Consider the following 24,356-nt stretch of genomic DNA (forward strand, 5'->3'; position numbering starts at 1 on the left):
GACTCAGGTGCCCGGCTTGCGGCCGTAGACGAAGACGTCGTCACCGGTCTTCAGCAGCGACCAGTACTTCTTGGCGTCCTTCGTCGTCATGTTGACGCAGCCGTGCGAGCCCGGCGGGTTCCACATGCTGAGGTTCACCGAGTGGAAGGCCTGGCCGCCGTCGAAGAACTGGCTGTAGGGCATCGGCACGTTGTAGACGCTCGAGACGTGGTCGATGTCCCGCCAGTAGATCTTCTTCAGGCCGGTGCGGGTCTCGAACTTGTCCCGCCCGGTGCGCACCGGCACCGGGCCGTAGACCAGTTTGTCGCCGTCCTGGATCCAGCTCAGCTGGAGGCTGAGGTTCACACAGGCGATGCGGCCCTTGTCCACCGGGCACTTGCCGTCCTTGTTGGGGTTGTTCCCGACGGCCTTCTGCTTGTTCATCAGGTCCATCACGCCCCAGGTGACGGGACCCGCGTACCCGACGGCGGGCGTGATCCCGTGCTTGTTCTGGAACGCCTGGATGGCCTTGCAGTCGGCGGAGGACTGCTTTCCGTCGACCGGGCGGCCGAGGAACTTCTCCACCTGCTTCTGGTACGGCCCCGCCTGTGTCGTACAACTGGCCGCCTGCGCCGGGGCGGTGCCCAGCGCGAGTGTGAGCGGCGCCACAAGTCCTGTTATCCCGAGCGCCACTGCGCCCCGTCTGCGTATGTCCCCCATGCCAACCCTCTGCCCTTCAGTCGCGGTCACCATGCCCACGATGCCGGAAAAGGAGACTCGTGGGAGGGGACGGCGGTTGTAGGAACCATCACGCCGTGACCGAACAGGGAACTTCGTTACCGACGAGCTCCGGATCAGCGGTACCCCGTGGTGTCGGCCGGCCCGCCCCTGTCCTGTACCTCCGCCAGATAGCGCCAGGCGTCCGGGCGGCTGCCGTCCAGGTCCGTGAAGCCGTACACCTGGGCGAGCCCTCCGCTGGAGAGGGAGGTGCCGTTGAAGCGCGACACCTCCGGATCGGCGGCCAGGGCGGCGACGGCTCGGCCGATGTAGCGGGGGGTCTCGGAGATGGCGAAGTGGGGCTCGCGCCGCAGGGCGTCGCGCCAGTTGTCCTCCCGTACCCCGAAGGTGTCCAGCATGATCTCCGAACGCAGCCACCCCGGGGTCAGGGCCACGGCGGTGGCTCCGCGCGGGCCGAGTTCATGGCCGAGGGCGAAGGCCATGCGCAGCACGGAGGCCTTGGCCAGGTCGTAGAAGAAGTTCACCCGGTAGGTGTCGCGGTTGTACTCGGCGGTGCCGTCGGTGACCTCGACGACCAGGCCGCCGGGGTGCCGCAGCAGCAGCGGCAGCGCGTGGTGGCTGGTGATCGCGTGGGTCTCGACGGCGAGGCGGAGCAGGCGCAGCCCCTTGTCGAGGTCGTGTTCCCACAGCGGGGTGTCCCAGGCGAAGAGGTGCTCGGCGCCCCAGACGTCGTTCACCAGGACGTCGAGGCGTCCGCGTTCACCGGCGATCCGGTCGACGAGGCCACGGACCTGCTCCGGGTCCAGGTGGTCGGCGGGTACCGGGACGCCCCGGCCGCCGGCCTCGGTGACCAGGTCGGCGGTGTCCTCGATGGTCTCGGGGCGGTCGTACTCCGAGCGCAGCGCGCGGGTGCTGCGTCCGGTGACGTACACCGTGGCGCCGGCCGCGCCGAGTTCGACCGCGATCCCGCGTCCCGCCCCTCGCGTCGCCCCCGCGACCAGTGCGACCTTGCCTTCCAGCGGACCCGGCATGTCCGGCCTCCCTTACCCGTACGACTGCTGTCGTGGTCCAGAGTGACGGGGAAGCCGGACACCTTCTGTCGCCTTTCAGCGGCGCAGTCTGTCCTCCAGGGCGTCGTGTCCGGAGACGAACCAGAGGTGGCCGCCCTGGTTCGACTCGTACACGAAGTCCCGCAGGGCCGTGCTCGCCTCGACGTGCGGGGAGATGTCCCCGACGACGGCGAGCCGCAGCCGGTAGTTCACGAACTTCTGCACGACGGCCCCCGCGACGCCCGACCGCAGCCGGAAGAACTCGTCCGCGACCCGCTCGACCGGCACCGCGACGAGTTCCGCGTCGTGCCCGTAGGCATCGCCGATCAGCTCGAGCGCCGCGGCCTCGCCGTCGAGGGACGGGCCGTCGGCGGCGCAGCGCAGGACGCGGACGTCGTGGAGTGTTTCGAGCGTGTTGGTGGTCATGTTCCTGATCGTACGGTCGAGTTGGGGATCAGTGCCCGCGCTTTGTCCACTCCTCCAGGTGAGGTGCCTCGGCCCCGATGGTGGTCGGATCACCGTGGCCGGTGAGGACCTTGGTCTCCGGGGGGAGGGTGAGGAGGCGGTCGCGGATGGAGTCGATGATGGTCGGGAAGTGCGAGTAGGAGCGGCCGGTGGCGCCGGGGCCGCCCTGGAAGAGGGTGTCACCGGTGAAGACGGTGCCCAGTCCGGGGTCGTACAGACACACCGCGCCGGGCGCGTGACCGGGTGTGTGCAGCACGGTGAGATCGGCGCCGGCCGCCTCGATGACCTGACCGTCGGCGAGGTGGGCGTCGGGGTCGCGGTCGGGGTGGGTGAGCTTCCACAGGGGCAGGTCGTCGGGGTGCAGCCAGATCGTGGCGCCGGTGCGGTCGGCGAGGGCCGGCGCGGCGTCGATGTGGTCGTTGTGGGCGTGGGTGCACACGATTGCGGTCAGCCGGCGGTTTCCCACCGCCTCGGCGATGGCGTCGGCGTCGTGCGCGGCGTCGATGACGATCACCTCGTGGTCGTCGCCGACGATCCACACGTTGTTGTCGACGTCCCAGGTGCCGCCGTCGAGGGTGAACTGCCCGGAGGTGACGAGGCGTTCGATGCGCGCGGCCATCACAGCACCACCACCGAGCGCAGCACGTCGCCGTGGTGCATCCGCTCGAACGCCTTCTCCACCTCGTCGAGCTGGATGGTCTCGGTGACGAACTTCTCCAGCGGCAGCCGCCCCTGCAGGTGCAGGTCGATCAGCAGGGGGAAGTCCCGGCTCGGCAGGCAGTCGCCGTACCAGGAGGACTTCAGCGCCCCGCCGCGGCCGAAGACGTCCAGCAGGGGCAGTTCGAGCTTCATCTCCGGTGTGGGCACCCCGACGAGCACGACCGTGCCGGCCAGGTCGCGGGCGTAGAAGGCCTGCCGGTAGGTCTCCGGGCGGCCGACCGCCTCGATGACGACGTCGGCGCCGAAGCCGCCGGTCAGCTCGCGGATCGCCTCGACGGGGTCGGTCTCCTTGGAGTTGACCGTGTGGGTGGCGCCCAGCGAGCGGGCCGTCTCCAGCTTGCGTTCGTCGATGTCCACCGCGACGATCTTCGCCGCGCCCGCCAGGTACGATCCGGCGATCGCCGCGCCCCCGACCCCGCCGCACCCGATCACGGCTACGGTGTCGCCCCGCCCGACGTCGCCGGTGTTGATCGCGGCGCCGATGCCGGCCATCACGCCGCAGCCCAGCAGCCCGGCCACCTGCGGGGAGACCGACGGGTCGACCTTGGTGCACTGCCCGGCCGCGACCAGCGTCTTCTCCGCGAAGGCACCGATCCCGAGGGCCGGGGAGAGCTCGGTGCCGTCGGTGAGGGTCATCTTCTGCCCCGCGTTGTGGGTGTCGAAGCAGTACCAGGGCCGCCCCCGCAGACACGCCCGGCAATGCCCGCAGACCGCGCGCCAGTTGAGGACGACGAAGTCGCCCGGCGCGACGTCGGTGACGCCCTCGCCCACCGACTCCACCACGCCCGCCGCCTCGTGCCCCAGCAGGAAGGGGAAGTCGTCGCTGATGCCGCCCTGTTTGTAGTGCAGGTCGGTATGACAGACGCCGCAGGCCTGAACCCGCACCACGGCTTCGCCCGGCCCCGGGTCCGGTACGACGATCGTCTCGATCCGCACGGGCTGGTCCTTGCCGGGTGCGATCACGCCGCGTACTTCCTGCGCCATGGTCAGGCTCCTTCCGTCGAAGCTCCTGCTTCGGTGATGCTCCTGCACTGGTGACCCTACGTGCGACCGCTCGGTAGCCGCAGCGCGCACGGCGCAGGCCGCCGATCTTTCTCCGGGCACCCGAGCGACGGCCGGACTGCGCTTGCCGAGGCCGTCGGGCCGGAGGAGTCTCGGAAGGGAGGGGCCCGCGCGGCCCGCTGCTCCTCGCGTCGCGGGCCCTGGAAGGAGATCACCATGGGCACCGCGTCAGGATCCGCCTTCAGCACCGAGACGCTGCGTCGAGGGATAGAGGGCGGCAAGAACACCTTGCTGTCGCTCTACTCGGACGACGCGGAGATCCGCATCGTCGACCGCAACTCCCAGCCCAGCCACCCCAAGGTGCTGCACGGTCGGGGCCAGATCGCCGAGATGCTCGACGACGTCTACAGCCGCGACATGACGCACAGGCTGGACGGCTGCGTCGTGCAGGGCGACCGTGCTGCCTTCACCGAGTCCTGCGAGTACGCGGACGGCGTCCGGGTCCTCGCAGAGTCGATGATCACGCTGCGCGACGGCCGGATCACCGAGCAGATCATGATCCAGGCATGGGACGAATAGGGAGGAGGACCGCGAGGGTCCAGGTCAGCTCGCGTCTGACCTGGACCTTCTCGGCGCGGGCGGCACTGGGGCGGGCCCATCGCGGTCGGCCTCGGCGGCCAGGACCAGTTTCCGCAGCAGGTCGGACAGTGTCCGCCGCTCTGGTGCGGTCAGTGCTGCGAGCAGCGCGCTCTCGCCCGCGTCCTCGGATCCGGCCTGCGCCTCGAAGGCGGCGTGCCCTGCCGCGGTGAGCCGCACCCGCACCCGCCGCCGGTCGCCCGTCTCGTGCGTACGGGTGATCAGCCCGGCCTCCTCGATCGGCCCGAGCCGGGCCGACAGCGCCCCGCGGGTCAGCCCGAGCAGATCGGCCAGCCGGGACGGGCTGCACTCGTACGGCGGCCCCGATCTGCGCAGCATCAGCAGCACCTTGTACTGCCCGTGCCCGAGCCCGCCGGAGTCCAGCGCGTCCCGCCGGACCTGCGCGGTGTGCCGCGCCAGGATCGTCAGCCGGGCGACGACGGCCTCCTTCACCGGGTCCACCCGGGGTGTCTCCCGCGCCCAGGCCGCGACGAGCCGGTCGACCGAGTCCTCCATCGTCTGCCTCCCGCAGTGGTTTCCTTGTGGATGATTTTCTCCCTAACTACCGTGCGGCGCATGACCCTTGAGCAGAACAGCGGCACGATGCCCGTGAGATCCGACGAACTCTTCGCCGCCGTCCGGGAGTTGCGACTGGCCGGCCGCTGGGAGCGGGCCTCGCGGCTGCTGGAGGCGGCGATCCCCGACGGGCCTGCGGTCCAAGCGCGCATCGCCCGGGCTGCGGCCGAAGTCGCCCTGGAGCGGGACTGGTTCGCGGGTACGGACACCGCCGCGGAGCGGATCACCGACGCGGAGAAGGCGTTCCCCGACGGCGACTGGGACGTGGCCTTCCTGCGGCTGCGGCACACCTACGGCCGGCTGCTCTTCGTCGACGGCTCACTGCGCCGCGGGCCGGACGGCAAGGACCCGGAGGCACTCGACGCAACTCTGCGACGGGCGCGGGAGCTCCACGACGACGCCCCGGACACGGTGCGTCGCGGCTGGGCGGCGCACTACGTCGGCCTGATCACGGACAACCACTTCGCCGACGGCGCGTCCGCCACCGCTCACTACGCGGCCGCCCTGCGCGCCGGTGAGTCGGGTCCGGACGACCTGCTGGCCCGCGAGGCGCTGCGGCATCTCGGCGGCCAGGACCACGCCGCCGGTGCCGACGACCGCGCGCTCGACCGCTGGCGCCGAGCCACCGCGCTGGGCGCCGGCCAGGGCACGGTCCCCGGCACACTCTCGCAGCACCTCGTGCTGGCGGTACTGGCCCGGGACACCGGCGACGAAGCCGGAGCGAGGGCGCTGGCGACGGAGATCGTCCGCTGGGCGGAGGCCATCGGCGCGACCCGGCTCGCGGCCCAGGCGACCGGCTTCCTCGCCGAGGCCGCCCCGACGACGCCGCCCCCCGAGGACGGCAACTGAGCCTGCCGGCACCTCGGTCAGGGTGGAGGCGGGCCGTGACTGGCGCTGAGGTGGAGCACCACCGGGGAGCGGTCCGCACCGTGCATGCCGTGCGCCTGGGCGATGAGGACCGACCAGCTCAGGAGTGGACCATGTCGCAGGCCCGGCTCATGGACGGCACCGCGCTCGCCCGCCGCATCGTCGAGGACGCCGCCGCGAAGGCCGCCGGACTCACCGGCCGGACGGGTACGGCGCCCTGTCTGGCGACCGTGCTGGTAGGTGCGGATCCGGCGTCCGTCACCTACGTCCGGATGCAGCGGAACCGCTGCCGCAAGGCGGGCATCGAGTCGCGGCACGTGGCGCTGCCCGCCACCACGACCACCGGGGAGCTGGTCGGGAGGCTGCGGGAACTCTCCGCAGACCCCGGCGTCCACGGGATCCTGTTGCAGCACCCGGTGGGCGACCACATCGACGAGCGGACCGCGTTCGAGGCGATCGCGCCCGAGAAGGACGTCGACGGCGTCGCCTTCGCCTCCTTCGCCACGATGAGCTTCGGTCTGCCCGGGTTCGTGTCCTGCACCCCCGGCGGGATTCTGCGGCTGCTCGACGAGTACGGCGTCGACCCGGCCGGCCGGCGGGCCGTCGTGGTCGGCCGCAGCGCGATCCTGGGCAGGCCGGTCGGCATGCTGCTCCTGGCCCGCGACGCCACGGTGACGTACTGCCACTCACGCACCCGTGACCTGTCGGCGGCGGTCCGCGAGGCGGACATCGTGGTCGCCGCGGCCGGGCGCCCCCGGCTGGTCAAGGGCCAGGACATCAAGCCCGGGGCGGTCGTGATCGACGCGGGCTGCAACCCGGGGAACGTCGGTGACGTCGACTTCGACTCGGCCGTGGAGCGGGCCTCGCTGATCACGCCGGTGCCGGGCGGCGTGGGACCGATGACGATCGCCACGCTCCTGGAGCAGACCGTGGCAGCCGCCGCCCGGCAACTACCGGCGTGATCAGCGGGTCGCTACGTCAGCGACCACTGCTGGTTGGTCCGGCCGTTGCAGGACCACAGGTCGAGCGGGCTGCCGTTGGCCGTGGCGTTGTTGTACACGTCCAGGCAGAGACCGGCGCCCACGTTGGTGATCGTGCCGTCGCCGTTCACGTTCCACTGCTGGTTCTTCTGGCCGTTGCAGTCCCAGACGACGACCTTGGTGCCGTTGGTGGTGCCCTGGTCGTAGGCGTCCAGGCACTTGTTGCCGTACACCACGAGTTCCTTGCGGGAGGTGTACGCCCAGGACTGGTTCTGGCCGCCGTTGCAGTCCCACACCTCGGCCTGGGTGCCGTTGGTGATGGTGTTGTCGTAGATGTCGAGGCAGCGGCCGGACTGCTTGCCGGCGACCAGGGTGCCGTTCGCGCCGGGCAGTGGTCTGACCGTGATGGAGTCGAGCGTCGGGGCGTTCGAGAAGGTGAGCTCGTTGGCCGAGCCCTTGGACAGGGCGACCGCGACGGAGACCGTGCCCGCGCTCGGCCCCGTGGGCGGGAAGGAGACCGTCGTGCTGTCCTGGCCGTTGACCTGGAGCGTGGCCGTGCGGGCGGTGGCGGCGGTGTTGGTGTAGGAGACGTCGACGGTCTTCACGCCGGTGCTGCCCGCGCCCACGCCGGTGAAGCTCGACGTACCCGGGTACGTGCTGCTCGTGGCCTCGGTGCCACCGGTGACCGTGAGCATCACCGAGCCGCCCGCCGGGACACCGGTGGTGTAAGCCGTGCCGTGGCTGCCTACGTCGGTCCGGGCCCACAGGTCGCGGACCGTCGCTGAGGCGTTGGTCAGGCCGAGGTCGGACCAGCGCACCGTGATGTCCCTGGCCGCGGAGGTGCGGTTGAGGAGCACGACCGCGCGGTTGCCGCTGCCGGACAGCACCTTGCCGTACACCTGCAGCCCGGTGGTGTCCTCGGCGACCTTGACGCCCTGCAGTCCGCGCGGATCCTGGTCGACGGCGATGACCTCGGGGTTCTTCAGGATCGAGGTGGTCTCCGACGTCATCGTCGTCAGGTCGTTGCCGGCCAGCAGCGGGGCGCCCGAGATCGCCCACAGGTTCATGTGGGTGCGGTTCTGGGCGGCGGTGAAGCCGTCCATGCCGACCATCAGCATGTCCGGGTCGTTGTAGTAGCCGGTGTGCTGGGCGGTGGGGTGCAGGGTCTGGTCGAAGTTGGACAGCAGGTTCGTCATCGACGGTTTGTCGCCGTAGTAGATGATGTCGGTGCTGGTCCGCCACATCGGGGCCTGGCCCGGCGCCCAGTTCCACGGGTTCTGCTTGCCCCAGTTGCAGACCGAGAGGGTGAGCGGACGGCCGGTCGTCGCGGTGGCCTTGGCGACCGCGTCACTGATGGACCGGTACGTCGTCTTCGCGTCGAGTCCCTCGGCGTCGCCGCCGCACCAGTCGACCTTGACGAAGTCGAAGCCCCACTTGGAGAACTGCAGCATGTCCTGGGCGTAGTGGCCCTCGCTGCCCGTGTTCGCGGCGGCGGGGCGGCCGGTCGGGTAGTAGTAGCCGCAGCCGTTCTTGCCCGCGTCAGTGTAGATGCCGGCCTTGAGCCCCTTGCTGTGGATGTAGTCGGCGATGGCGCTCATCCCGCCCGGCCACTCCGAGGTGTCGACGGTGATGTCGCCGGCGCTGTCCCGGGTGCCCTGCCACCAGCCCTCGTCGATGTTGACGTACTTGTATCCGGCGGCCGGCAGTCCCGCGGCGACGAAGGCGTCGGTCTGCCGTTTGACGACGTTGTAGTCGATCTTCGCGGCGAAGCTGTTCCAGGAGGCCCAGCCCATCGGCGCGGTGGGAACGGGGATCTGACGGATCGTCGCGGCCTGGGCCGTGACCGGCTGGGCGAAGAGGAGCGCGGCGGCCACGGTCAGCGCCAGGGCCAGGGCGCGTACGGCGGCGGCTCTGCGGCGCCCGGCGAAGGCGCTGCGCCGGGACGGGGATGGGGGGTACATGCGGCTCCTCCGGGGATTCTTCCAGGCTCGCACGGTATTTCGAACACGGATCGGCACTCCGAACGCGTAGCGCGCTGACCGTAGAGCCGCCGGAGGGGGAAGTCAACGGATGTGACCGGAGCGACCGGACGGCCCCCGCAGGCCCGAACTGGGAGGCCGAGACCCGCGTTGACCGGCCGTCAGGCCTCGAAGCGCCGCCGGGCGGACTCTATGTGCCGGAAGTACCGGTAGGTCCACTCGCACATCCCGTCGACCGTCGCCCGCAGTGCGTGGCCCGCTTCGGTGAGGGTGTACTCGACACGGGGCGGAACGATGGGGTGGACGGTCCGCTCGACCAGGCCGTTGCGCTCCAGCATGCGCAGGTTCTGGGTGAGCATCTTGTGGCTGATGCCCTCGACCCGGCTGCGCAGCTCACTGAAGCGCAGGGTGCCCTCCCCCAGGGCCTCGATGATCAGCAACGCCCACTTGTTGGCGACGTCGGAGAAGATCTCACGCCCCAGGGAGTCGGCCCGGCGCAGGTCGGCCTCCTCGGCCGAGCCGCTGAACTGCTTGGTCACCATCAGGTTCCCCCGTCACCGAAAAGTGCGTTCTTCCATGTCAGCCCTCACTCTCCTACCGTTCCCGAGTAACCACAAGAGACCACGAGGCTCTGGTGTGACGAACCCCGGCTCACCCGAGCCCGGACGAGGAGAAGGACAGCATGGCCATCACCCTGAAGAACCCCGACGGACTGCCGAAGATCGATGTCTATCGGCAGGTGGCGATCGCCTCCGGTTCGAAGCTGGTCTTCGTCGCCGGGCAGGTCGCCTGGGACGCGGAAGGGGTCACGGTCGGCGAGGGCGACCTCGCCGCACAGGCCGAGCAGTGCTGTCTCAACGTCGCCACCGCGCTGGCCGGGGTCGGCGGTTCCTTCGACGACGTGGCCAAGCTGACCTTCTACGTCGTCGACTGGACGGCCGACAAGATGCCCGCCCTGCTGGAGGGGGTCTCCCGGGCGGCCGCGAAGCTGGGCTTCGCTTCGGCCCCGCCGACCACGCTGATCGGCGTCGCGGCGCTGGACGTCCCCGAGCATCTGATCGAGATCGAAGCCACCGCTGTCCTCGACTGAACAGCGGAGGTCGAGGCCGTCCGCCCGGCTCAGCGCTCCCGTGTCCAGTCCTGCGGGCGCAGGATGCCCAGCAGCTGCCGGGCCAGTTCTTCGACCACCTCGTCCAGGGTCGCGTCCACCCACCCCGCGCTCCAGTCGTGGAGCAGGCCGTTGACGCTGCCGATGAACGCGGTCGCGGCGAGGCGGTAGTCGCGGTCCTCGGCCTCTTGGCGCGCGGCGGCGGCGCTCGCCTCGGCGCAGATCAGGTCCACCCAGCCGGCGCGCCGGGCCAGGCGCTGTTCCTCCAGGCGCGGACTGACGCCGATGATCTCGACGAAGGTGATGCGGATACGGCGCGGGTCGGAGGTGACGTCGCGGGCGTAGGCGCGGAACAGCACGGTGACGCGCTCGGCCAGCGGCAACGCCTCCGCCTCCGCGAGGGCCGCCAGCACCGCCTGCTCGGCCCAGTCGTTGACCTGCAGGTGCAGTGCCGCCAGCACGTCCTCCAGGGTGCGGAACTCCTCGTAGAACTGACGCGTGGACAGCCCCGCCGCCTGGCTCAGCGCGGCGACGGTCGTCGCGCGGAAACCCGGGCTGTCACCGAACAGCTGGAGCGCCGCGTCCAGGAAGCGACGGCGCCGCTCGGCCTGCCGCTCCTGCGCGGACCTGCCGCCGTAGCGACCGGTCGGCGGCCTGAGTCTGCCCGCCATGCTCCCCCTCCGTCATCCCGTCCGTCATCCCGCCGATGACCAATCTTGTCGTGCACGCATCTTGTCGAGTAGGCCACCCCGTCCTTACTTTTCAGTAAGTTCAGTTTGAAAGCACCCGTGTTCAGATTCCTCAGAGGAGGGAGCAGTCATGCCTGCCCCCAGATCCAGGCACCTTTGCTCCATAGCCGCCGCCCTCGTCCTGGCCGTCGCCGGCCCCGCCACTGCCGCGTCCGCCGCGACCACCGCGTCCACCGCTTCAGACGCCTCCGCCCTGCGCGAGGTGCTGTTCGTGGGCAACAACTGGGACGGCACCGCGGACGTCATCAAGTCCTCCGGGGACTTCGCGAAGGTCGGCCGGATCAACGTCATCCCGGACAAGGACCAGCGGATGGCGGAGATCAACGCCGATCCGATCAAGTGGATCTACTTCCAGGCGATCCGCAACAGCGTCGGCGAGGGCCACGACCAGTTCGCGGACGACATGTACTCCACGCCCGACGGCAGGTCGGTGGTGGTCTCCCGCCCGAGCTTCGCCGACGTCGTCTCCATCGACCTGGCCACCGGGAAGATCAACTGGCGTTTCCCCGTCGCCGGTTACCGCGCCGACCACATGGCGGTCTCCCCCGACGGCACCCGGGTCGCGGTCTCCGCCTCGACCGCGAACAAGGTGCACGTCCTGGACATCAACACCGGCAAGCAGCTCGGCTCGTTCGCCACGGGTGACAAGCCGCACGAGAACATCTTCAGCAAGGACGGCAAGTACATCTGGAACATGTCCATCGGGGACGTGAACACCTCCCTCGACGACCCGTCCGCGGACTGGACCAAGGGCGACCGCCACATCACGGTGGTGGACGCGACTACGTACAAGCAGGTCAAGATCATCGACATGCGGAGCAGGCTGGACGCCTTCGGCCTGAAGGACTTCTCCGACGCGGTCCGCCCGGCGGTCTTCTCCCCGGACGAGTCGAAGCTGTACTTCCAGGTGTCGTTCTTCAACGGCTTCCTGGAGTACGACGTCGCCTCCGACAAGATCACCCGGATGAAGACCCTGCCGAAGAACCCGGCGACCAGCGAGGACCGCACCACGTGGGTCAACGACTCGCGCCACCACGGCATCTCGATGAACCCCGCCGGCACCAAGCTGTGCGTGGCGGGCACCATGGACGACTACGCGACCGTCGTCGACCGCGCCACCCTCCAGGAGGGCCCGCTGGTCACCGCCTCCAAGCCCTACTGGGCCACGGTCAGCGGCGACGGCAAGGACTGCATCATCTCCGAGTCCGGCGCCGACCAGGTCACGGCCATCGACTTCGCCACCGGCCAGAAGGTGGCGTCCGTGCCGGTGGGCGACCACCCGCAGCGCGTCCGGCTGGGGCATGTGCCGGCCGACTGGACGGGGCCGTCCGGCAGTTGACGTCCCTGAGCGGCCTCCGGGGTGCGGCGGCGCCCCGGAGGCCGGCGCGGCTCAGAAGTGCGCCGCCACCCATGCCGCCAGCTCGGACTTCGCCGCGCCCAGCAGGTCCGTGGAGGGGGCGCTCGTCGTGCCGTTGGTCACCAGCGCGTAGTGCAGGACCCCGGAGTCCGCGTCGGTGAGCAGCACGCGGCGGCTGCCGGTGCCGCCGGGCTCGGGGGCCACGCCGACGGGGGTCGAGGCGGTGTACGACGGGGGTGCGTACACGGTGGCGAGGTCGGAGACGACCGTCGTCGCCGAGCTGGGGAAGGACGCCGGGAGGTGCAGTTCGGTGGGCGCCGTACCACTGCCGGAACGCCAGACCAGCAGCCCGTACTGGCCGGAACCGACCAGCCTCGAGACGTTGGGCAGCGATCCGGGCACCGGGTTCCAGGTCAGGGTCGTCGAGCCGTCCCTCGACCGGTCCTCGTAGGTGAAGGCGAGCGCCGTGCCCGCCGTCGCGGCCGGGTACAGCCGGTCGAGCAGACGGGCGTCCTGACGGAGTGTCACCGCACCGGAGTCGTCCAGGCGCACGGCGGAGAGGTCCTCGTCGTTCCAGGCGTCGCCGGACGTGAGCACCTTGCCGGGATTGCCGTTCATCGCCTCGTGGTGACGGCCGTTGTAGAGGTCCCACTGCCACTGGGTGCCGGACAGGACGGGCCCGGAGGACGCCGGCTTGTCCCACCAACTCGCCCCGGGCAGACGGGAGTCCAGGGCCTGGTACATCGCCTTGAGCACGGTCGGCGCCTTGTCCGACACCGTTCCCGACAAGGGGTGCCCGAACTCGCTGACGACGGCGGCGCTCTGCGCGGCCGACGCGCGGTCACGGACCGTGCCGAAGTCGGTCGCGTACTGGCCGTCACCCGCCTTGCCCCACATCAGGATGCCGGAGATGGCCTTCTGGTCGTAGAAGTGGGTGTTGAGGACATAGCGCGGGCCGAGGGTGCCGGCGTCCAGCAGACCGCCCTCCTGCTTCTGGGAGTCGATGTTGGAGTTCCAGAAGAGGTTCGGCTCGACCAGGGCGGGCTTCGCCTGCCAGCCGGCCGCGTCCATGCGGGCGCGGAACTTCACGTAGAACGGCCACAGCAGATCCCGTTCCCAGGCGCGGCTGGTCTGACCGGAGTCGTAGGTGCCCGCGTACGGCTCGTTGTACGGGTCGAAGCCGACGACGCCCGCGAACTCGGTGTCGCTCAGGTGCTGCGCCAGGTACGACATGACCGTCCGGGCCGTGGTGAGGAAGGCGTCCTGGAGGCCGTACTTGTTGTGCCAGAAGTCGTACTGCGCTTTCGTCACGGCCTGGTTCTGGGTGATGTTCTGCCCCCAGAAGAGACAGATGCCGCACGACTCGGCCGGGTAACCGCCGGCGTCGACCACCCATGCGGGGGCGCCGTCGCCCGTGTACCAGCTTCCGGTGTTGAAGAGGTACCGGGAGTAGAGGTCCTGGTGGAAGTCGGGGTAGACACGGATACCGGCGTCGAGGAAGGCGCGCATCTGGTCGGTGACGGCGGCCAGATAGGCGGTGTCGACCTGCCCGCGCACGGGTTCGGCGTGGGCCCAGGAGAGCAGGAAGCGGACCGAGTTCCCGCCGCCGAGCGCGCGTAGCGCGGTCGCGGACTTCTTCGCGTCGGCGACCGAGGCGAAGGGCAGACCGCCGTTCTCCTCCAGCTTGGTCTCGCCGGAGACGTTGTAGCCGCGCAGGACGACCTCGCGGCCCTGGCCGTCGGTGAAGCGGCCGTTCTGCACGGTGAGGGAGGTGCCGTCGAACCAGAGGGAGTCGGACGGGGCGGCGGTGGCGGGCTGGGCGCCCGCCACCGACAGGAATCCACAGAGGACAACCAGGACAACGATCAGACGCGCCCGGATATTCGACATGTCCACTACATTCCGGCGATGTCAGCACACAGTCAACACCGCTGACTCCTGAGTAAGTCCGGGCTCGGTCGCCCCTCTGCCCTCAGCCGCTCGGCCCGTCACCCGGCGGTGGTCGGCGAGGTCCGCCTCGAGGTGGCGCAGGGCCGTGGTCACCCCGGGCGCGGGCCCAGGTCGCGTCGTCGGCGCCGACGGCCTCGCGGAACGCCTCGCGGGCCGGGGCGGGCAGGAACGCGCCCTCTTCCGTGTCCACGGAGTTTCTCGTCCACGGATTCTTTTCCAGCCATTGACCGGATATGTGTGTGAGGTCCGCGGAGGACGGGTAGGCGGCGCAACAGTAATGGATGAGGCATGCATGTCCTCTGCGGTACTTCCCGGAAGGAGGTCCGTGACAGCGCATCATCCACAGTGCCCGGGCCGCTCCCCTGCATGGGGCGGCCCGGATCTCGTATCACCCGCCTGACGTGCGAAGTCGCTGCCCTCACCGGCGTGGCAGCCGGTGCAGGGTCACCTCCGTGAGCTCTCCGTCCGCGACGGTCGCCGTCAGATAGGTGCAGTACGGCTGGCGGCGGCGGTCGGTCGGGGAGCCGGGGTTGAGCAGGCGCAGGCCACCGGGGGCGGTGGTGTCCCACGGGATGTGGCTGTGGCCGAAGACCAGCACGTCGAGGCCGGGGAAGCGGGCGGCGCAGCGGGCCTCGCGGCCCTGGGCGGCACCGGTCTCGTGGACGACGCCGAAGCGCAGGCCGCCCAGGTCGGCGTACGCCACCTCGGGGAGGCGGGCGCGCAGCCCCGGCCCGTCGTTGTTGCCGTACACGGCGACGAGCCGGTGGCTGCGGCCCTCCAGCAGGTCGAGGGTGGCGGTGTCGACCCAGTCCCCGGCGTGGATCACGACATCGGCCCGCGGCAGTTCCGCCAGGAGCTGGTCCGGCAGCCGCTTGGCGCGCTTGGGCAGATGCGTGTCGGACATGACGAGCAGGCGCACGTGGTCAGGCTATCGGTGCGCCTGCCCGAAGTGGGTCACCCGGCCTTCACCCGGACTTGGCGAGGCGCCGGATGCCGCGGAGCGCGGTCACCGCGGCAAGGCCGGTGCCGAGCGCCGTGGCGGCGGGGTGGTGGGCGAGGGTGGTCTGCCAGGAGCGGCTGTGGGAGCTGTCGTCGAAGATGCCGTGGGCGCCGTGGTCGTCGCCGGGGAGCCGGTCGACGGGCTCGAAGAGGTTGCTGCGGCCGGTCGGGGCCTCCTTGTCGGTCTGCTGGGAGCCGAAGCCGGTGCGGGCCAGGTAGCGGTCGAGCACGGCCGGGAAGAGGCGGTTGGCCCAGATCGTGGCCACGGTGGTGGCGCCCACGTAGTACTGCTTGCGGCGCGGGTGGTCGGCGGCGTACACCACACCCCGGGCGGCGACCTCGGGCTGGTAGATCGGGGGGACGGGGCTGGGGTGCTTGCCCAGACGGGAGCGCACCCAGTCGAACTGGGGCGTGTTGACGGCGGGCATCTGGGCGACGGTGACGTGCACGTTGCTGCCGCGGTGCAGCAGCTCGACGCGGAGGGAGGAGGTGAAGCCGTTGATGGCGTGCTTGGCGCCGCAGTACGCGGACTGCAGCGGGATGGACCGCTCCCCCAGTGCCGAACCGACCTGCACGATCGTGCCCCGGTCGCGGGGCAGCATCCGCTTCAGCGCCGTCCGGGTGCCGTTGACGAAGCCGAGGTAGGTCACCTCGGTCACCCGCCGGTACTCCTCGGCGGTGATCTCGTCGAACGGCGCGAAGACGGAGCTGAAGGCGCAGTTGATCCAGACGTCGATGGGGCCGAACTCCTTCTCGGCGGCGTCGGCGACCGCCTCGAGCTGGTCGGCGTCGGCGGTGTCGGCGACCTGCACCAACGGCCGGCCGCCGAGCGCGGCGACCTCGTCGGCGGCGGCCTCCAGCCCGCCACGACCGCGGGCGACCAGGACGACGTCGGCGCCCCGCTTGGCGTAGAGGCGGGCGGTGGCGCGGCCGATACCGGCGCTGGCACCGGTGATGACGACGGTGGCGGGCATGGTCAGCTCCTTCCGGGGTGGGAGTGGTCGCGGCCCAGCCGGGCCGCCGTCTCCAGCAGTACGGCGTGCACGAAGGCCTGCGGGAGGTTGCCCCGCAGCTGCCGCTGGGCGACGTCGTACTCCTCGGCGTACAGTCCCGAGGCGCCGCAGGCGCCGCGGTTGCGTTCGAACCAGCGGTGCGCTGAGACGGTCCGCCCCTGCTGGTGTTCGGCCATCGCCATGACGAATCCGCAGAGCAGGAAGGCGCCCTCGGCGTCCGCGAGGGGCCGGTCGTCGTGGCGGAAGCGGTACATGAAGTGGTCCTCGGCGAGCGCGCGGCGGCAGGCGTCGAGCGTGGCCCGGGTGCGCGGGTCGTCGGGGGGCAGGGCGCCGCGTACCGGGGGCAGCAGCAGGGCGGCGTCCACGGCGGGGTCGTCGGGGCTGCGCTGCCAGTACCCGTCGGCGTGCACGGACGTGGCCGTGATGGCGGCGAGCAGGGTGTCGGCGAGCCGGGCGCAGGTGTCCGCGCGGGGGTGACGCGGATCGGCGGCGGCCATGGCGCGCAGGCCGGCGACGCAGACCAGGCGGCTGTGGGTCCACCGCCGGGGGGACAGCTCCCAGATCCCGGCGTCGGGCTCCTGCCACCGGTCGGCGATGGCACGTACAGCGATGCCGACGGCCTCGGCCGCGGTGGCGTCGAGCCGGTCCTGCCGGGCCGCCGCGGCGAACAGCAGCAGCGCCTCGCCGAAGCAGTCGAGCTGGAACTGGTGCTCGACCCGGTTGCCGACCCGGTCGAAGCCGCCCGGGTAGCCGGGCAGGTCGAGGTCGCGCTGGTCGGGGACGGGCTCGCCGCGCACGGTGTAGGCCGGGGTGAGGCGGGGCCCGTCGGAGCACAGTCGCCGGGCGACGAACCGTACGGCGTCGTCGAGGAGCTCGGGCACCCCGGCGGCGGCCGCGGCCTGGCCCGCGTAGCTCTGGTCGCGGATCCACACGTACCGGTAGTCGTAGTTGCGGCCCTCCTCGGCGCGTTCCGGGAGGCTGGTGGTGGCCGCGGCGACCATGCCGCCACCGGAGGTGGTCAGGCCGCGCAGGACGGCGCAGGCGAGCCGGGCGTCGCCCGGGGCGATGGTGTCCTCGAGCCGGGGTACCGCCCGCCGCCAGGCCTGCTCGGTCGCCGCCCAGACCTGCTCGGCGTGCGGCGGGGTGTGCGGGAGCGGGGAGGGGGAGCACTCGAGGACCAGGTCGTGGCTCTCCCCGGGCTTGAGGACCAGCTCGGCGGTCAGCCCGTGGGGGCCGAGGGTCGCGCTGGGGGCGCCCTGCCAGCGCAGCCGGTGGGCGCCGGTGGCCAGGTGCCACACACCGGCGTCGTCGCGGTGGGCCGAGTCGAGCGGGGCGCGGCCGTAGTCGGCGTGCGGGTCCAGGACGACGTCGAGCTGCGCGGGTCCGTCGACGGCCTGTACCCGGCGCAGCAGGACCACGCGGTCCGCCTCGCCGGGGAAGGCGAGCGCTTCGCGGCATTCGACGACGCCCTCGGTGGTGACCCAGCGGCTGCGCCGGATCAGGCTGCCGTTCTCGTAGTAGCCGCCGGGGACGTAGGGGGCTCGTGGGGTGACGGCGTAGCCGCCCCGGCCACCGATGAGGGAGGCGAGCACGGCGTCGTCGTGCCAGCCGGGCGCGCACAGCCAGACGACGCCGCCGTCCGGGCCGATCAGCGCGCCGCGTTCGCCGTCGGCGAGCAGGGCGTAGTCGTGCAGTGCGTGTGGTGCGAAACGGTCGCTCATCAGGTCTCCTCGCTCACCGCACGCGGTAGGGCCGGGCGCGCTCGGCGGCGAGGGTCAGCCCCAGTCCCGGCGTTCCGTCGGCGCCGGGGACGACGCTGCCGCCCGCCGGGTCGAGGACCCCGTCGAAGACGATCCGTTCGATGCGCACATGGTCGTGGAACCACTCCAGGTGGCGCAGGTTGGGCACCGCCGCGGCGGCGTGCGCGTGGGCGTGCGGAGCGCAGTGCCCGGAGATGTCCAGACCCCGGGCATGGGCCAGGGCGGCGGCCCGCAGCCAGACGGTGATCCCGCCACAGCGGGTGACGTCGGCCTGGAGGCAGTCCACCGCGTCGGCGGCGAGCATGTGCTCGAAGTACGGGAGGGTGTAGCCGTACTCCCCCGCCGCCACGTCCATGGGGGCGTGGGCGCGGATGGAGGCGAGGCTGGTGAGGTGGTCGGAGGAGACCGGTTCCTCGAACCAGGTCACCCCCTGGCCGGCCAGGGCGTCGGCGATGCGCAGGGCCTGCTTCGCGCTGTAGCCGCCGTTGGCGTCCACGTACAGGGCCGTGGTGTCACCGACGCTCGCGCGGGCCCGGCGGACCCGGTCCAGGTCGCGGTCCTCGCGGGTGCCCCACGACTCCCCGATCTTGATCTTGACGCGGGGGATGCCCTGCTCCTCGGCCCAGCCGCGCAGCTGCCGGTCCTGCCGCTGGTCGTCGTAGGTGGTGAAGCCGCCGCTGCCGTACACGGGCACGTCGTCGCGGGCTGCGCCCAGCAGGTCGACGAGAGGCAGGCCGAGCAGGTGGGCCTTGAGGTCCCACAGCGCGATGTCGACGGCGGCGATCGCCTGCGCGGCCACGCCGGGCCCGCCCGCGTTGCGCACCGCGCGGTGCATCTCCTCGTTCAGGCGGGGCACGTCGAACGCCGGGGAGTCGGTGACGACACCGGCGAGCAGGTCGTCCACGAGGTCCGCGGTGGCGGCGGGCGCGTAGGTGTAGCCGAGTCCGCTCGCGTCGCCGGCGCGGACGGTGACCAGGACGAGCGTGGTGCTGTCCCAGGCGAGGGTGCCGTCGGCCTCGGGCGCGTCGGTGGGCACGGTGTAGACGGAGGTGTCCACCAGCTCGACGACCGGCTGATCCGTCATGTCTCCTCCCAGGCATGGGCCCGTGTACAGGCGTGTTCGGCGGTGCGGTGGTGCTGCCGGGATCGTCAGGTGCGGCGCCGCAGCCGCAGGGCGGTGCCGGCGGCGGCCGCGCCGGTCAGGGCGGCGATCGAGGCGGCGGTCACCCAGCGTGCGGTGCGGGAGGGCTCCGGCGGGCGCTGGGCGAGGCGTTCGGGCCGGTCGCTCGGCAGGTTGCCGTCCATCGCCAGGGCCAGCACCTCGGCGAGGTGCAGGGCGCGGCGGCCGGTGTCGCCCTGCTCGATCTGGGTGCGGCAGCTGAAGCCGTCGGCGAGCACCAGGCTGTCGGGGGCCGCCTCGCGGACGGCGGGCAGGACGCCCTGTTCGGCGACGGCCATGGAGACCTCGTGGTGGCCTCGTTCGAAGCCGAAGTTGCCGGCCAGGCCGCAGCAGCCCTCGTCGAGCACGTCGGCGTCGAGGTGGGCGCGGCGCATCAGCTCCCGGTCGGCGTCGAACTTCATGATGGCGTGCTGGTGGCAGTGGGTCTGCACGGTCGCCTGCCGGGCGAGCCGGGGCGGCCGCCAGTCGTCGGGCGCGTGGTGGACGAGTTGCTCGGCGAAGGTGCGCACCTGCCCGGCGAGCCGGCACACGTCCTGGTCGGCGGGCATCAGCTCGGGCGCGTCGGAGCGGAACACGGCGGTGCAGGACGGTTCCAGGCCGATGACCGGGGTGCCGGCCTCCAGGTAGGGGCGCAGGGTGTCGATGGTGCGGCGCAGGACCTTCTCGGCGACGGTGAGCTGTCCGGTGGAGATCCAGGTCAGGCCGCAGCACACCGGCTTTTCGGGTACGGCGACGTGGAAGCCGGCGTCCTCGAGGACCCGTACGGCCGAGATCGCGATGGAGGGGTGGAAGTAGGTGCTGAAGGTGTCGGGCCACAGCACCACGGTCCGCGGGTCGGCGGGGTCGGGCTGCTCGGTGCCGCGTTCCCGCCACCACTGGAGGAAGGACTGTCCTGCGAAGACGGGCGCGGGCCGGGCCGCGTCCACGCCCGCCAGCCGCTTGCCCAGCCGGGCGAGGCCCGGCGCGTGCAGCGCGCCGTTGACGAGCGAGGGGGCGATCCGGGAGAGGCGGGCCCAAAGGGGCAGCCAGCCCATGGCGTAGTGGGCGGCGGGGCGTACCCGGCCCTCGTAGTGGTGGGCGAGGAACTCCGCCTTGAGCGTCGCCATGTCGACCCCGGTGGGGCAGTCCGACTTGCAGCCCTTGCAGGCCAGGCACAGGTCGAGGGCGTCGTGGACCTCGGTGGAGCGCCAGCCGTCCTTGATGGTGGAGTCGGCGTGGCCGTTCAGCATCTCGAAGAGCAGCCGGGACCGGCCGCGGGTGGAGTGCTCCTCCTCCCGGGTGGCCCGGTACGAGGGGCACATCACGCCTCCGGAGTGGCCGCGGCAGTTGCCGATTCCGACGCAGCGCATGACCGCGCGGGTGAAGGAGTGGTCGTCGTCCGGGTAGCCGAAGTGCGTCTCGGGGGTGGCCGGGCGCCAGGAGGGGCCGAGGCGCAGCTGCCCGTCGACGGGGTTGGGGCGGACGATCTTGCCGGGGTTCATCCGGTCGCGGGGGTCGAACAGGGCTTTCAGCTCGCCGAACGCGGTCACCAGCCGCTCGCCGAACATCCGGGTGAGCAGTTCGCCCCGGGACTGGCCGTCGCCGTGCTCGCCGGACAGGGAGCCGCCGTAGGAGGCCACGAGGTCGGCGGCGCGCTCCAGGAACCGGCGGAAGTCCCGTACGCCCTCGGCGGTCTTCAGCCCGAAGGGGATGCGGGTGTGCACACAGCCCTGCCCGAAGTGCCCGTACAAGGAGGGGTGGCCGTAGTCGAACTCCTCGAACAGTTTCTTCAGGTCGCGCAGGTAGTCGCCGAGTCGTTCGGGGGGTACGGCCGAGTCCTCCCAGCCCTCCCAGGTCTCGCGGTCGTCCGGGGGCCGCGCGGTGACGCCGAGGCCGGCCTCGCGGGCCTTGAGCATCTTCTCCTCGCGGTCGGGGTTGTCGGAGAAGGCGACGTTCTTGTCCTTCTCGTCGCGGCCGATGGCCCGCAGGAGCGCGTGTGCCTGTGCGTCGACGTCGTCCTGGCTGTCGCCGCTGTACTGCACCATCAGCCAGCTGTCGCCCTCGGGAAGGATGGCGAGGGAGTCGAGGTAGGCGCCCTCCTCGCGCATGAGCTGCGCCATCCGTCCGTCCAGCGCCTCCAGCTGGCTGGGCGAGCAGTGTTCCAGCAGGCGCGTCACGTCGTCGCCGGCGGCGCAGATGTCGTCGTAGCCGAGCACCAGCAGCGACTTGTACGGCGGGACCGGCACGAGGTCCAGTTCGGCGCGCAGCACGGTCACCAGGGTGCCCTCGCTGCCCACCAGGGCCCGGGCGACGTCGAAGCCGTTCTCGGGCAGCAGGGAGTCGAGGTTGTAGCCGGAGACCCGGCGGGGGATCTTGGGGTAGCCGCGGCGGATGTCGGCGAGGTACTCGCCGGCGATGCGGTCCAGTCCGGCGTAGATCTCGGACAGCCGTCCGCCCTCGGCGGCGATCCGCTCGCGTTCGGCGGCCGAGGTCGGTCCCACCCAGGCGCGGACGCCGTCGTAGGTGAGGATCTCCAGGCGGCGCACGTTGTCGACGGTCTTGCCGTACGCCTGGGCGGAGGCGCCGCAGGAGTTGTTGCCGATCATCCCGCCGAGCGCGCAGTGGCTGTGTGTGGACGGCTTCGGCCCGAACTGCAGCTTGTGGTCGGCCAGTTGCCGGTTGAGTTCGTCCAGGACGATGCCGGGTTCGACCACGCAGGTGCGTGCGTCGGGGTCCACCGAGACCACCGCGTTGCAGTACTTGCTCCAGTCGATCACCACGGCGGTGTTGGTGGTCTGCCCGGCCAGGCTGGTGCCACCGCCGCGGGAGAGCACCGGGGCGTCGAACCTGGCACAGGCCTCCACCGCCCGCGCCCCCGCCTCGACCGTGCGGGGGACGACCACACCGAGCGGGACCTGCCGGTAGTTCGAGCCGTCCGTGACATAGGCACCGCGGCTGCCGGCGTCGAAGCGGACCTCGCCGTCCACTTCCGCGCGCAGTGCCGCCTCCAATCCCGTCACGTCCGGAGGGGTCATCTGCTCACATCCTCGTGTCTCGCCGGATGGCCTTCGCCCGGTCACGGACGTGCGAGTACCCAGGGATCGTTGCGTGCAACTGACCTCTGTCGGCGGCGGTCGGGAAGGCTGCCGGCCCCCGTCCGGGGCGAGCGGTTCCTTACCCATATCGAGCCGATCCCTTACCGAGACCGAACAGGCTTCCGCACAAGTGGCCGGGTTAGCATTCGGCCACGCGCACGTGCCGCCCAGGCGACGGGTGGTGATCGAAGGGGGCTCGAAAGCCGGATGCCGGTCAAGGTCAGCGTCATCGTCCCCGTGTACAACCCCGGGCCGTACATCGAGGACTGCATCGCCTCGATGCTGCGGCAGTCACTGCCTACCGACGAGTTCGAGGTGATCTTCGTCGACGACGGCTCCACCGACGGGACACCCGCTCACCTGGACACACTCGCCGCCGAGCACCCGCACATCCAGGTGATCCACCAGGCGAACTCCGGCTGGTCGGGCAAGCCCCGCAACGTCGGCATCGAGGCCTCCAGGGGCGAGTACGTGATGTTCGTCGACAACGACGACTACCTCGGCGACGAAGCTCTCGAACGTATGTACGAGTACGGGGTGGCGAACAAGGCCGACGTGATCGTCGGAAAGATGGCCGGAAAGGGCCGACCGGTCCCGGTGGAGCTGTTCCGCCGCAACCACCCGCACGCCACCGTCGAGAACGCCCCGCTGATCGACAGCCTCACCCCGCACAAGATGGTCCGCCGCGCGTTCCTGGACCGCACCGGCCTGCGCTTCCCGGAGGGCCGGCGGCGCCTGGAGGACCACGTCTTCGTCACGGAGGCGTATCTGCGGGCGGACAACGTCTCGGTGCTCAGCGACTACGTCTGCTACTACCACGTCAAGCGGGACGACGCGTCCAACGCCGGCTTCCAGCGGTTCGACCCGGTCGGCTACTTCAAGAACCTCCGCGAGGCCCTGGACGTCGTCGAGCGGTACACCGAGCCCGGCCCGCTGCGCGACCGGCTGCTGCGCCGCTGGCTGCGTGTGGAGATCGTCGAGCGGATGAGCGGCCGCCGCCTGCTGCACAAGCCGGACGACTACCGGCGCCAACTCTTCCAGGAGATGCGCGGCGTCGTCCTGGAGCGCTTCGGCCCCGGTGTCGCGGGCGGGCTGCGCCCGGGGCAGCGGATCGTCGCCGCGCTCATCCGCGAGGACCGCTACGACGACCTGGTCGCCTACGCCGAGTGGGAGAGCGGCGTCACGCCCAAGGCGGTGCCCACCGGGGTGGAGTGGCGGGACGGGAGACTGCGGGTCGCCTTCACCGCCGAGTACCACCGTGACGGCCGGGCGCTGACCTTCGCCGCCGACCAGGCCGCCGCCCCCGCCGACGGCGCGCCCCGGGACCTCGACGAGGCGGCCGCCTGGCTCGGCGGGGCCGCCGTGGACGGCTTCGGCAGGGCGAGCGCCCATCTGATCCTGCGCGACCGCGCCAGCGCCGCCTCCTTCTTCCAGAAGGTGGACCTCACCCGAGAGCGCGTTCCGGCCGAGGACGGCCGTGTCCGGCTGGTGCTGCACGGCACGGCCACCGTCGACCCCGCCGACGCGGCGGGCGGCGCCCCGCTGCACGCCGGTCTGTGGGACGCGTACGTGCGGGTCGGCCTCGGCGGCTGGACCAAGGACTGCCGGCTGGGCCCGGCCCCGCGGCGTGACCGCCCCGCTCTCCCCGCGGGGCTCGTCGCCGGCCGGGTGGTGCTGCCGTACTGGACCAGGAGTCACGACAACTTCTCCCTGGACGTCGACCGGGCGACCAGGGCACTCGGGCTCGGCGGACTGACCCCCGAGGACGCCACGGTCTCCGGCGGCCGGCTGCTCGGCCTCGTGCTGCCGCTGTACGTCGCCGACCGCACCGACGTGGTGCTGCGCTGGTCGGGCGCCGCGTCCGGCGGCCCCCTGCAGGAGACCGGGACACTGACCCCCGCGGAGGGCGACGGCGCCCTGCTGCAGACCGCGCTGCCCCTGTCCGCGATGCGGGGGGCGGTGTGGCGGCCGGAGCTGTGTCCGGCGCCCCGGGCGGCGACGCCGCGGTTCCTCGCCCTGCCGCTGGCCCTGCACGTCAGCCGTGGCGGCGGCGTCCGCCTGGCGGGTCCGCCCGTGCCCGGCCCGGTACGGCGGCTGGCGCGCACGGTGCGGCGGATGGCGGGCGCGGCCCGGCGCAGGATCGGTTCCACCGGCGACACACGAAAGGCGTGACGG

At 71.5% G+C, this 24,356-nt stretch carries 21 protein-coding genes and 1 riboswitch; of the genes, 6 read left to right on the top strand and 15 right to left on the bottom strand.

The window, feature by feature from the left end:
* Positions 1 to 3: 3 nt before the first annotated feature.
* The 5 genes from ACFY0F_RS16230 to ACFY0F_RS16250 form a co-directional block, all read right to left on the bottom strand.
* Positions 4 to 699: a L,D-transpeptidase family protein gene (locus ACFY0F_RS16230; protein ID WP_388793645.1), complete on the bottom strand. Its 696-nt coding sequence runs from the start codon at positions 697 to 699 to the stop codon at positions 4 to 6.
* A 134-nt stretch (positions 700 to 833) separates the two neighbouring features.
* Positions 834 to 1,748, bottom strand: coding sequence for an SDR family oxidoreductase (locus tag ACFY0F_RS16235; protein WP_388793647.1), 915 nt, complete (start codon positions 1,746 to 1,748; stop codon positions 834 to 836).
* Positions 1,749 to 1,823: 75 nt separating this feature from the next.
* Positions 1,824 to 2,192: a DUF4180 domain-containing protein gene (locus ACFY0F_RS16240; protein WP_388793648.1), complete on the bottom strand. Its 369-nt coding sequence runs from the start codon at positions 2,190 to 2,192 to the stop codon at positions 1,824 to 1,826.
* A gap of 28 nt (positions 2,193 to 2,220) precedes the next feature.
* Positions 2,221 to 2,850, bottom strand: coding sequence for an MBL fold metallo-hydrolase (locus ACFY0F_RS16245; RefSeq protein WP_388793650.1), 630 nt, complete (start codon positions 2,848 to 2,850; stop codon positions 2,221 to 2,223).
* The gene (locus tag ACFY0F_RS16250) at positions 2,850 to 3,935 is read right to left on the bottom strand and encodes an S-(hydroxymethyl)mycothiol dehydrogenase (RefSeq protein WP_388793652.1); all 1,086 of its coding nucleotides are present in this window, start codon (positions 3,933 to 3,935) and stop codon (positions 2,850 to 2,852) included. Before ACFY0F_RS16250 ends, ACFY0F_RS16245 begins: the two co-directional genes overlap by 1 nt.
* Before the next feature lie 234 nt (positions 3,936 to 4,169).
* Between ACFY0F_RS16250 and ACFY0F_RS16255 the strand changes: the two genes are divergently transcribed.
* Positions 4,170 to 4,532 carry a nuclear transport factor 2 family protein gene (locus tag ACFY0F_RS16255; protein ID WP_388793654.1) on the top strand — a complete coding sequence of 121 codons (363 nt, stop codon included), beginning with the start codon at positions 4,170 to 4,172 and terminating at the stop codon, positions 4,530 to 4,532.
* Between the two features lie 24 nt (positions 4,533 to 4,556).
* Here ACFY0F_RS16255 and ACFY0F_RS16260 read toward each other — a convergent pair whose 3' ends face one another.
* Complete coding sequence (locus ACFY0F_RS16260) at positions 4,557 to 5,105, bottom strand: MarR family winged helix-turn-helix transcriptional regulator (RefSeq protein ID WP_388793656.1); 549 nt, start codon at positions 5,103 to 5,105, stop codon at positions 4,557 to 4,559.
* Between the two features lie 60 nt (positions 5,106 to 5,165).
* Here ACFY0F_RS16260 and ACFY0F_RS16265 point away from each other — a divergent pair, with 60 nt between their 5' ends.
* Both ACFY0F_RS16265 and ACFY0F_RS16270 read left to right on the top strand, forming a co-directional pair.
* Positions 5,166 to 6,014 carry a hypothetical protein gene (locus tag ACFY0F_RS16265; protein ID WP_388793658.1) on the top strand — a complete coding sequence of 283 codons (849 nt, stop codon included), beginning with the start codon at positions 5,166 to 5,168 and terminating at the stop codon, positions 6,012 to 6,014.
* A gap of 25 nt (positions 6,015 to 6,039) precedes the next feature.
* A riboswitch (ZMP/ZTP riboswitch) is annotated at positions 6,040 to 6,122 on the top strand.
* A 23-nt stretch (positions 6,123 to 6,145) separates the two neighbouring features.
* Positions 6,146 to 6,994 carry a bifunctional 5,10-methylenetetrahydrofolate dehydrogenase/5,10-methenyltetrahydrofolate cyclohydrolase gene (locus tag ACFY0F_RS16270; protein ID WP_388793660.1) on the top strand — a complete coding sequence of 283 codons (849 nt, stop codon included), beginning with the start codon at positions 6,146 to 6,148 and terminating at the stop codon, positions 6,992 to 6,994.
* Positions 6,995 to 7,005: 11 nt separating this feature from the next.
* Here the strand turns inward: ACFY0F_RS16270 and ACFY0F_RS16275 are convergent, their stop codons facing one another.
* Both ACFY0F_RS16275 and ACFY0F_RS16280 read right to left on the bottom strand, forming a co-directional pair.
* Positions 7,006 to 8,973, bottom strand: coding sequence for a ricin-type beta-trefoil lectin domain protein (locus tag ACFY0F_RS16275; protein ID WP_388793662.1), 1,968 nt, complete (start codon positions 8,971 to 8,973; stop codon positions 7,006 to 7,008).
* A 179-nt stretch (positions 8,974 to 9,152) separates the two neighbouring features.
* Positions 9,153 to 9,533, bottom strand: coding sequence for a winged helix-turn-helix transcriptional regulator (locus ACFY0F_RS16280; protein WP_388793664.1), 381 nt, complete (start codon positions 9,531 to 9,533; stop codon positions 9,153 to 9,155).
* A gap of 140 nt (positions 9,534 to 9,673) precedes the next feature.
* On the opposite strand from ACFY0F_RS16280, the gene ACFY0F_RS16285 reads away from it, so the two are divergent.
* Positions 9,674 to 10,081 carry a RidA family protein gene (locus ACFY0F_RS16285; RefSeq protein ID WP_388793666.1) on the top strand — a complete coding sequence of 136 codons (408 nt, stop codon included), beginning with the start codon at positions 9,674 to 9,676 and terminating at the stop codon, positions 10,079 to 10,081.
* A gap of 29 nt (positions 10,082 to 10,110) precedes the next feature.
* Here ACFY0F_RS16285 and ACFY0F_RS16290 read toward each other — a convergent pair whose 3' ends face one another.
* Positions 10,111 to 10,770 carry a TetR/AcrR family transcriptional regulator gene (locus tag ACFY0F_RS16290; protein WP_388793668.1) on the bottom strand — a complete coding sequence of 220 codons (660 nt, stop codon included), beginning with the start codon at positions 10,768 to 10,770 and terminating at the stop codon, positions 10,111 to 10,113.
* A 148-nt stretch (positions 10,771 to 10,918) separates the two neighbouring features.
* Between ACFY0F_RS16290 and ACFY0F_RS16295 the strand changes: the two genes are divergently transcribed.
* Positions 10,919 to 12,187 (top strand): YncE family protein, encoded by a 1,269-nt coding sequence (locus ACFY0F_RS16295; protein WP_388793670.1) that lies wholly within the window; start codon positions 10,919 to 10,921, stop codon positions 12,185 to 12,187.
* Between the two features lie 51 nt (positions 12,188 to 12,238).
* Here the strand turns inward: ACFY0F_RS16295 and ACFY0F_RS16300 are convergent, their stop codons facing one another.
* The 6 genes from ACFY0F_RS16300 to ACFY0F_RS16325 all read right to left on the bottom strand — a co-directional run bounded on the left by ACFY0F_RS16300 (position 12,239) and on the right by ACFY0F_RS16325 (position 22,121).
* Complete coding sequence (locus ACFY0F_RS16300; RefSeq protein WP_388793672.1) at positions 12,239 to 14,095, bottom strand: cellulase family glycosylhydrolase; 1,857 nt, start codon at positions 14,093 to 14,095, stop codon at positions 12,239 to 12,241.
* A gap of 478 nt (positions 14,096 to 14,573) precedes the next feature.
* Positions 14,574 to 15,074: a metallophosphoesterase family protein gene (locus ACFY0F_RS16305; RefSeq protein ID WP_388793673.1), complete on the bottom strand. Its 501-nt coding sequence runs from the start codon at positions 15,072 to 15,074 to the stop codon at positions 14,574 to 14,576.
* A gap of 46 nt (positions 15,075 to 15,120) precedes the next feature.
* On the bottom strand, positions 15,121 to 16,128 hold the full coding sequence (locus ACFY0F_RS16310) for an SDR family oxidoreductase (protein ID WP_388793675.1): 1,008 nt from the start codon (positions 16,126 to 16,128) through the stop codon (positions 15,121 to 15,123).
* Between the two features lie 2 nt (positions 16,129 to 16,130).
* A complete protein-coding gene (locus ACFY0F_RS16315; RefSeq protein WP_388793677.1) occupies positions 16,131 to 17,888 on the bottom strand; it encodes a glycoside hydrolase family 15 protein in 1,758 nt (585 codons plus the stop codon).
* 13 nt (positions 17,889 to 17,901) lie between these two features.
* Entirely contained in the window at positions 17,902 to 19,011 is a 1,110-nt protein-coding gene (locus ACFY0F_RS16320; protein ID WP_388793679.1) for an enolase C-terminal domain-like protein, read from the bottom strand.
* Positions 19,012 to 19,076: 65 nt separating this feature from the next.
* The gene (locus ACFY0F_RS16325; RefSeq protein WP_388793681.1) at positions 19,077 to 22,121 is read right to left on the bottom strand and encodes an FAD-binding and (Fe-S)-binding domain-containing protein; all 3,045 of its coding nucleotides are present in this window, start codon (positions 22,119 to 22,121) and stop codon (positions 19,077 to 19,079) included.
* 267 nt (positions 22,122 to 22,388) lie between these two features.
* On the opposite strand from ACFY0F_RS16325, the gene ACFY0F_RS16330 reads away from it, so the two are divergent.
* Positions 22,389 to 24,353: a glycosyltransferase family 2 protein gene (locus ACFY0F_RS16330; protein WP_388793683.1), complete on the top strand. Its 1,965-nt coding sequence runs from the start codon at positions 22,389 to 22,391 to the stop codon at positions 24,351 to 24,353.
* The last annotated feature ends 3 nt before the right edge of the window (positions 24,354 to 24,356 follow it).

It is taken from the genome of Streptomyces sp. NPDC001544 (genome assembly GCF_042894285.1).
Lineage (GTDB): Bacteria > Actinomycetota > Actinomycetes > Streptomycetales > Streptomycetaceae > Streptomyces.

Coding starts and splice junctions, on each gene's coding strand:
- ACFY0F_RS16230 (WP_388793645.1), bottom strand. CDS start 699: ATGGGGGACATACGCAGACGGGGCGCAGTGGCGCTCGGGATAACAGGA.
- ACFY0F_RS16235 (WP_388793647.1), bottom strand. CDS start 1,748: ATGCCGGGTCCGCTGGAAGGCAAGGTCGCACTGGTCGCGGGGGCGACG.
- ACFY0F_RS16240 (WP_388793648.1), bottom strand. CDS start 2,192: ATGACCACCAACACGCTCGAAACACTCCACGACGTCCGCGTCCTGCGC.
- ACFY0F_RS16245 (WP_388793650.1), bottom strand. CDS start 2,850: ATGGCCGCGCGCATCGAACGCCTCGTCACCTCCGGGCAGTTCACCCTC.
- ACFY0F_RS16250 (WP_388793652.1), bottom strand. CDS start 3,935: ATGGCGCAGGAAGTACGCGGCGTGATCGCACCCGGCAAGGACCAGCCC.
- ACFY0F_RS16255 (WP_388793654.1), top strand. CDS start 4,170: ATGGGCACCGCGTCAGGATCCGCCTTCAGCACCGAGACGCTGCGTCGA.
- ACFY0F_RS16260 (WP_388793656.1), bottom strand. CDS start 5,105: ATGGAGGACTCGGTCGACCGGCTCGTCGCGGCCTGGGCGCGGGAGACA.
- ACFY0F_RS16265 (WP_388793658.1), top strand. CDS start 5,166: ATGACCCTTGAGCAGAACAGCGGCACGATGCCCGTGAGATCCGACGAA.
- ACFY0F_RS16270 (WP_388793660.1), top strand. CDS start 6,146: ATGTCGCAGGCCCGGCTCATGGACGGCACCGCGCTCGCCCGCCGCATC.
- ACFY0F_RS16275 (WP_388793662.1), bottom strand. CDS start 8,973: ATGTACCCCCCATCCCCGTCCCGGCGCAGCGCCTTCGCCGGGCGCCGC.
- ACFY0F_RS16280 (WP_388793664.1), bottom strand. CDS start 9,533: ATGGTGACCAAGCAGTTCAGCGGCTCGGCCGAGGAGGCCGACCTGCGC.
- ACFY0F_RS16285 (WP_388793666.1), top strand. CDS start 9,674: ATGGCCATCACCCTGAAGAACCCCGACGGACTGCCGAAGATCGATGTC.
- ACFY0F_RS16290 (WP_388793668.1), bottom strand. CDS start 10,770: ATGGCGGGCAGACTCAGGCCGCCGACCGGTCGCTACGGCGGCAGGTCC.
- ACFY0F_RS16295 (WP_388793670.1), top strand. CDS start 10,919: ATGCCTGCCCCCAGATCCAGGCACCTTTGCTCCATAGCCGCCGCCCTC.
- ACFY0F_RS16300 (WP_388793672.1), bottom strand. CDS start 14,095: ATGTCGAATATCCGGGCGCGTCTGATCGTTGTCCTGGTTGTCCTCTGT.
- ACFY0F_RS16310 (WP_388793675.1), bottom strand. CDS start 16,128: ATGCCCGCCACCGTCGTCATCACCGGTGCCAGCGCCGGTATCGGCCGC.
- ACFY0F_RS16315 (WP_388793677.1), bottom strand. CDS start 17,888: ATGAGCGACCGTTTCGCACCACACGCACTGCACGACTACGCCCTGCTC.
- ACFY0F_RS16320 (WP_388793679.1), bottom strand. CDS start 19,011: ATGACGGATCAGCCGGTCGTCGAGCTGGTGGACACCTCCGTCTACACC.
- ACFY0F_RS16325 (WP_388793681.1), bottom strand. CDS start 22,121: ATGACCCCTCCGGACGTGACGGGATTGGAGGCGGCACTGCGCGCGGAA.
- ACFY0F_RS16330 (WP_388793683.1), top strand. CDS start 22,389: ATGCCGGTCAAGGTCAGCGTCATCGTCCCCGTGTACAACCCCGGGCCG.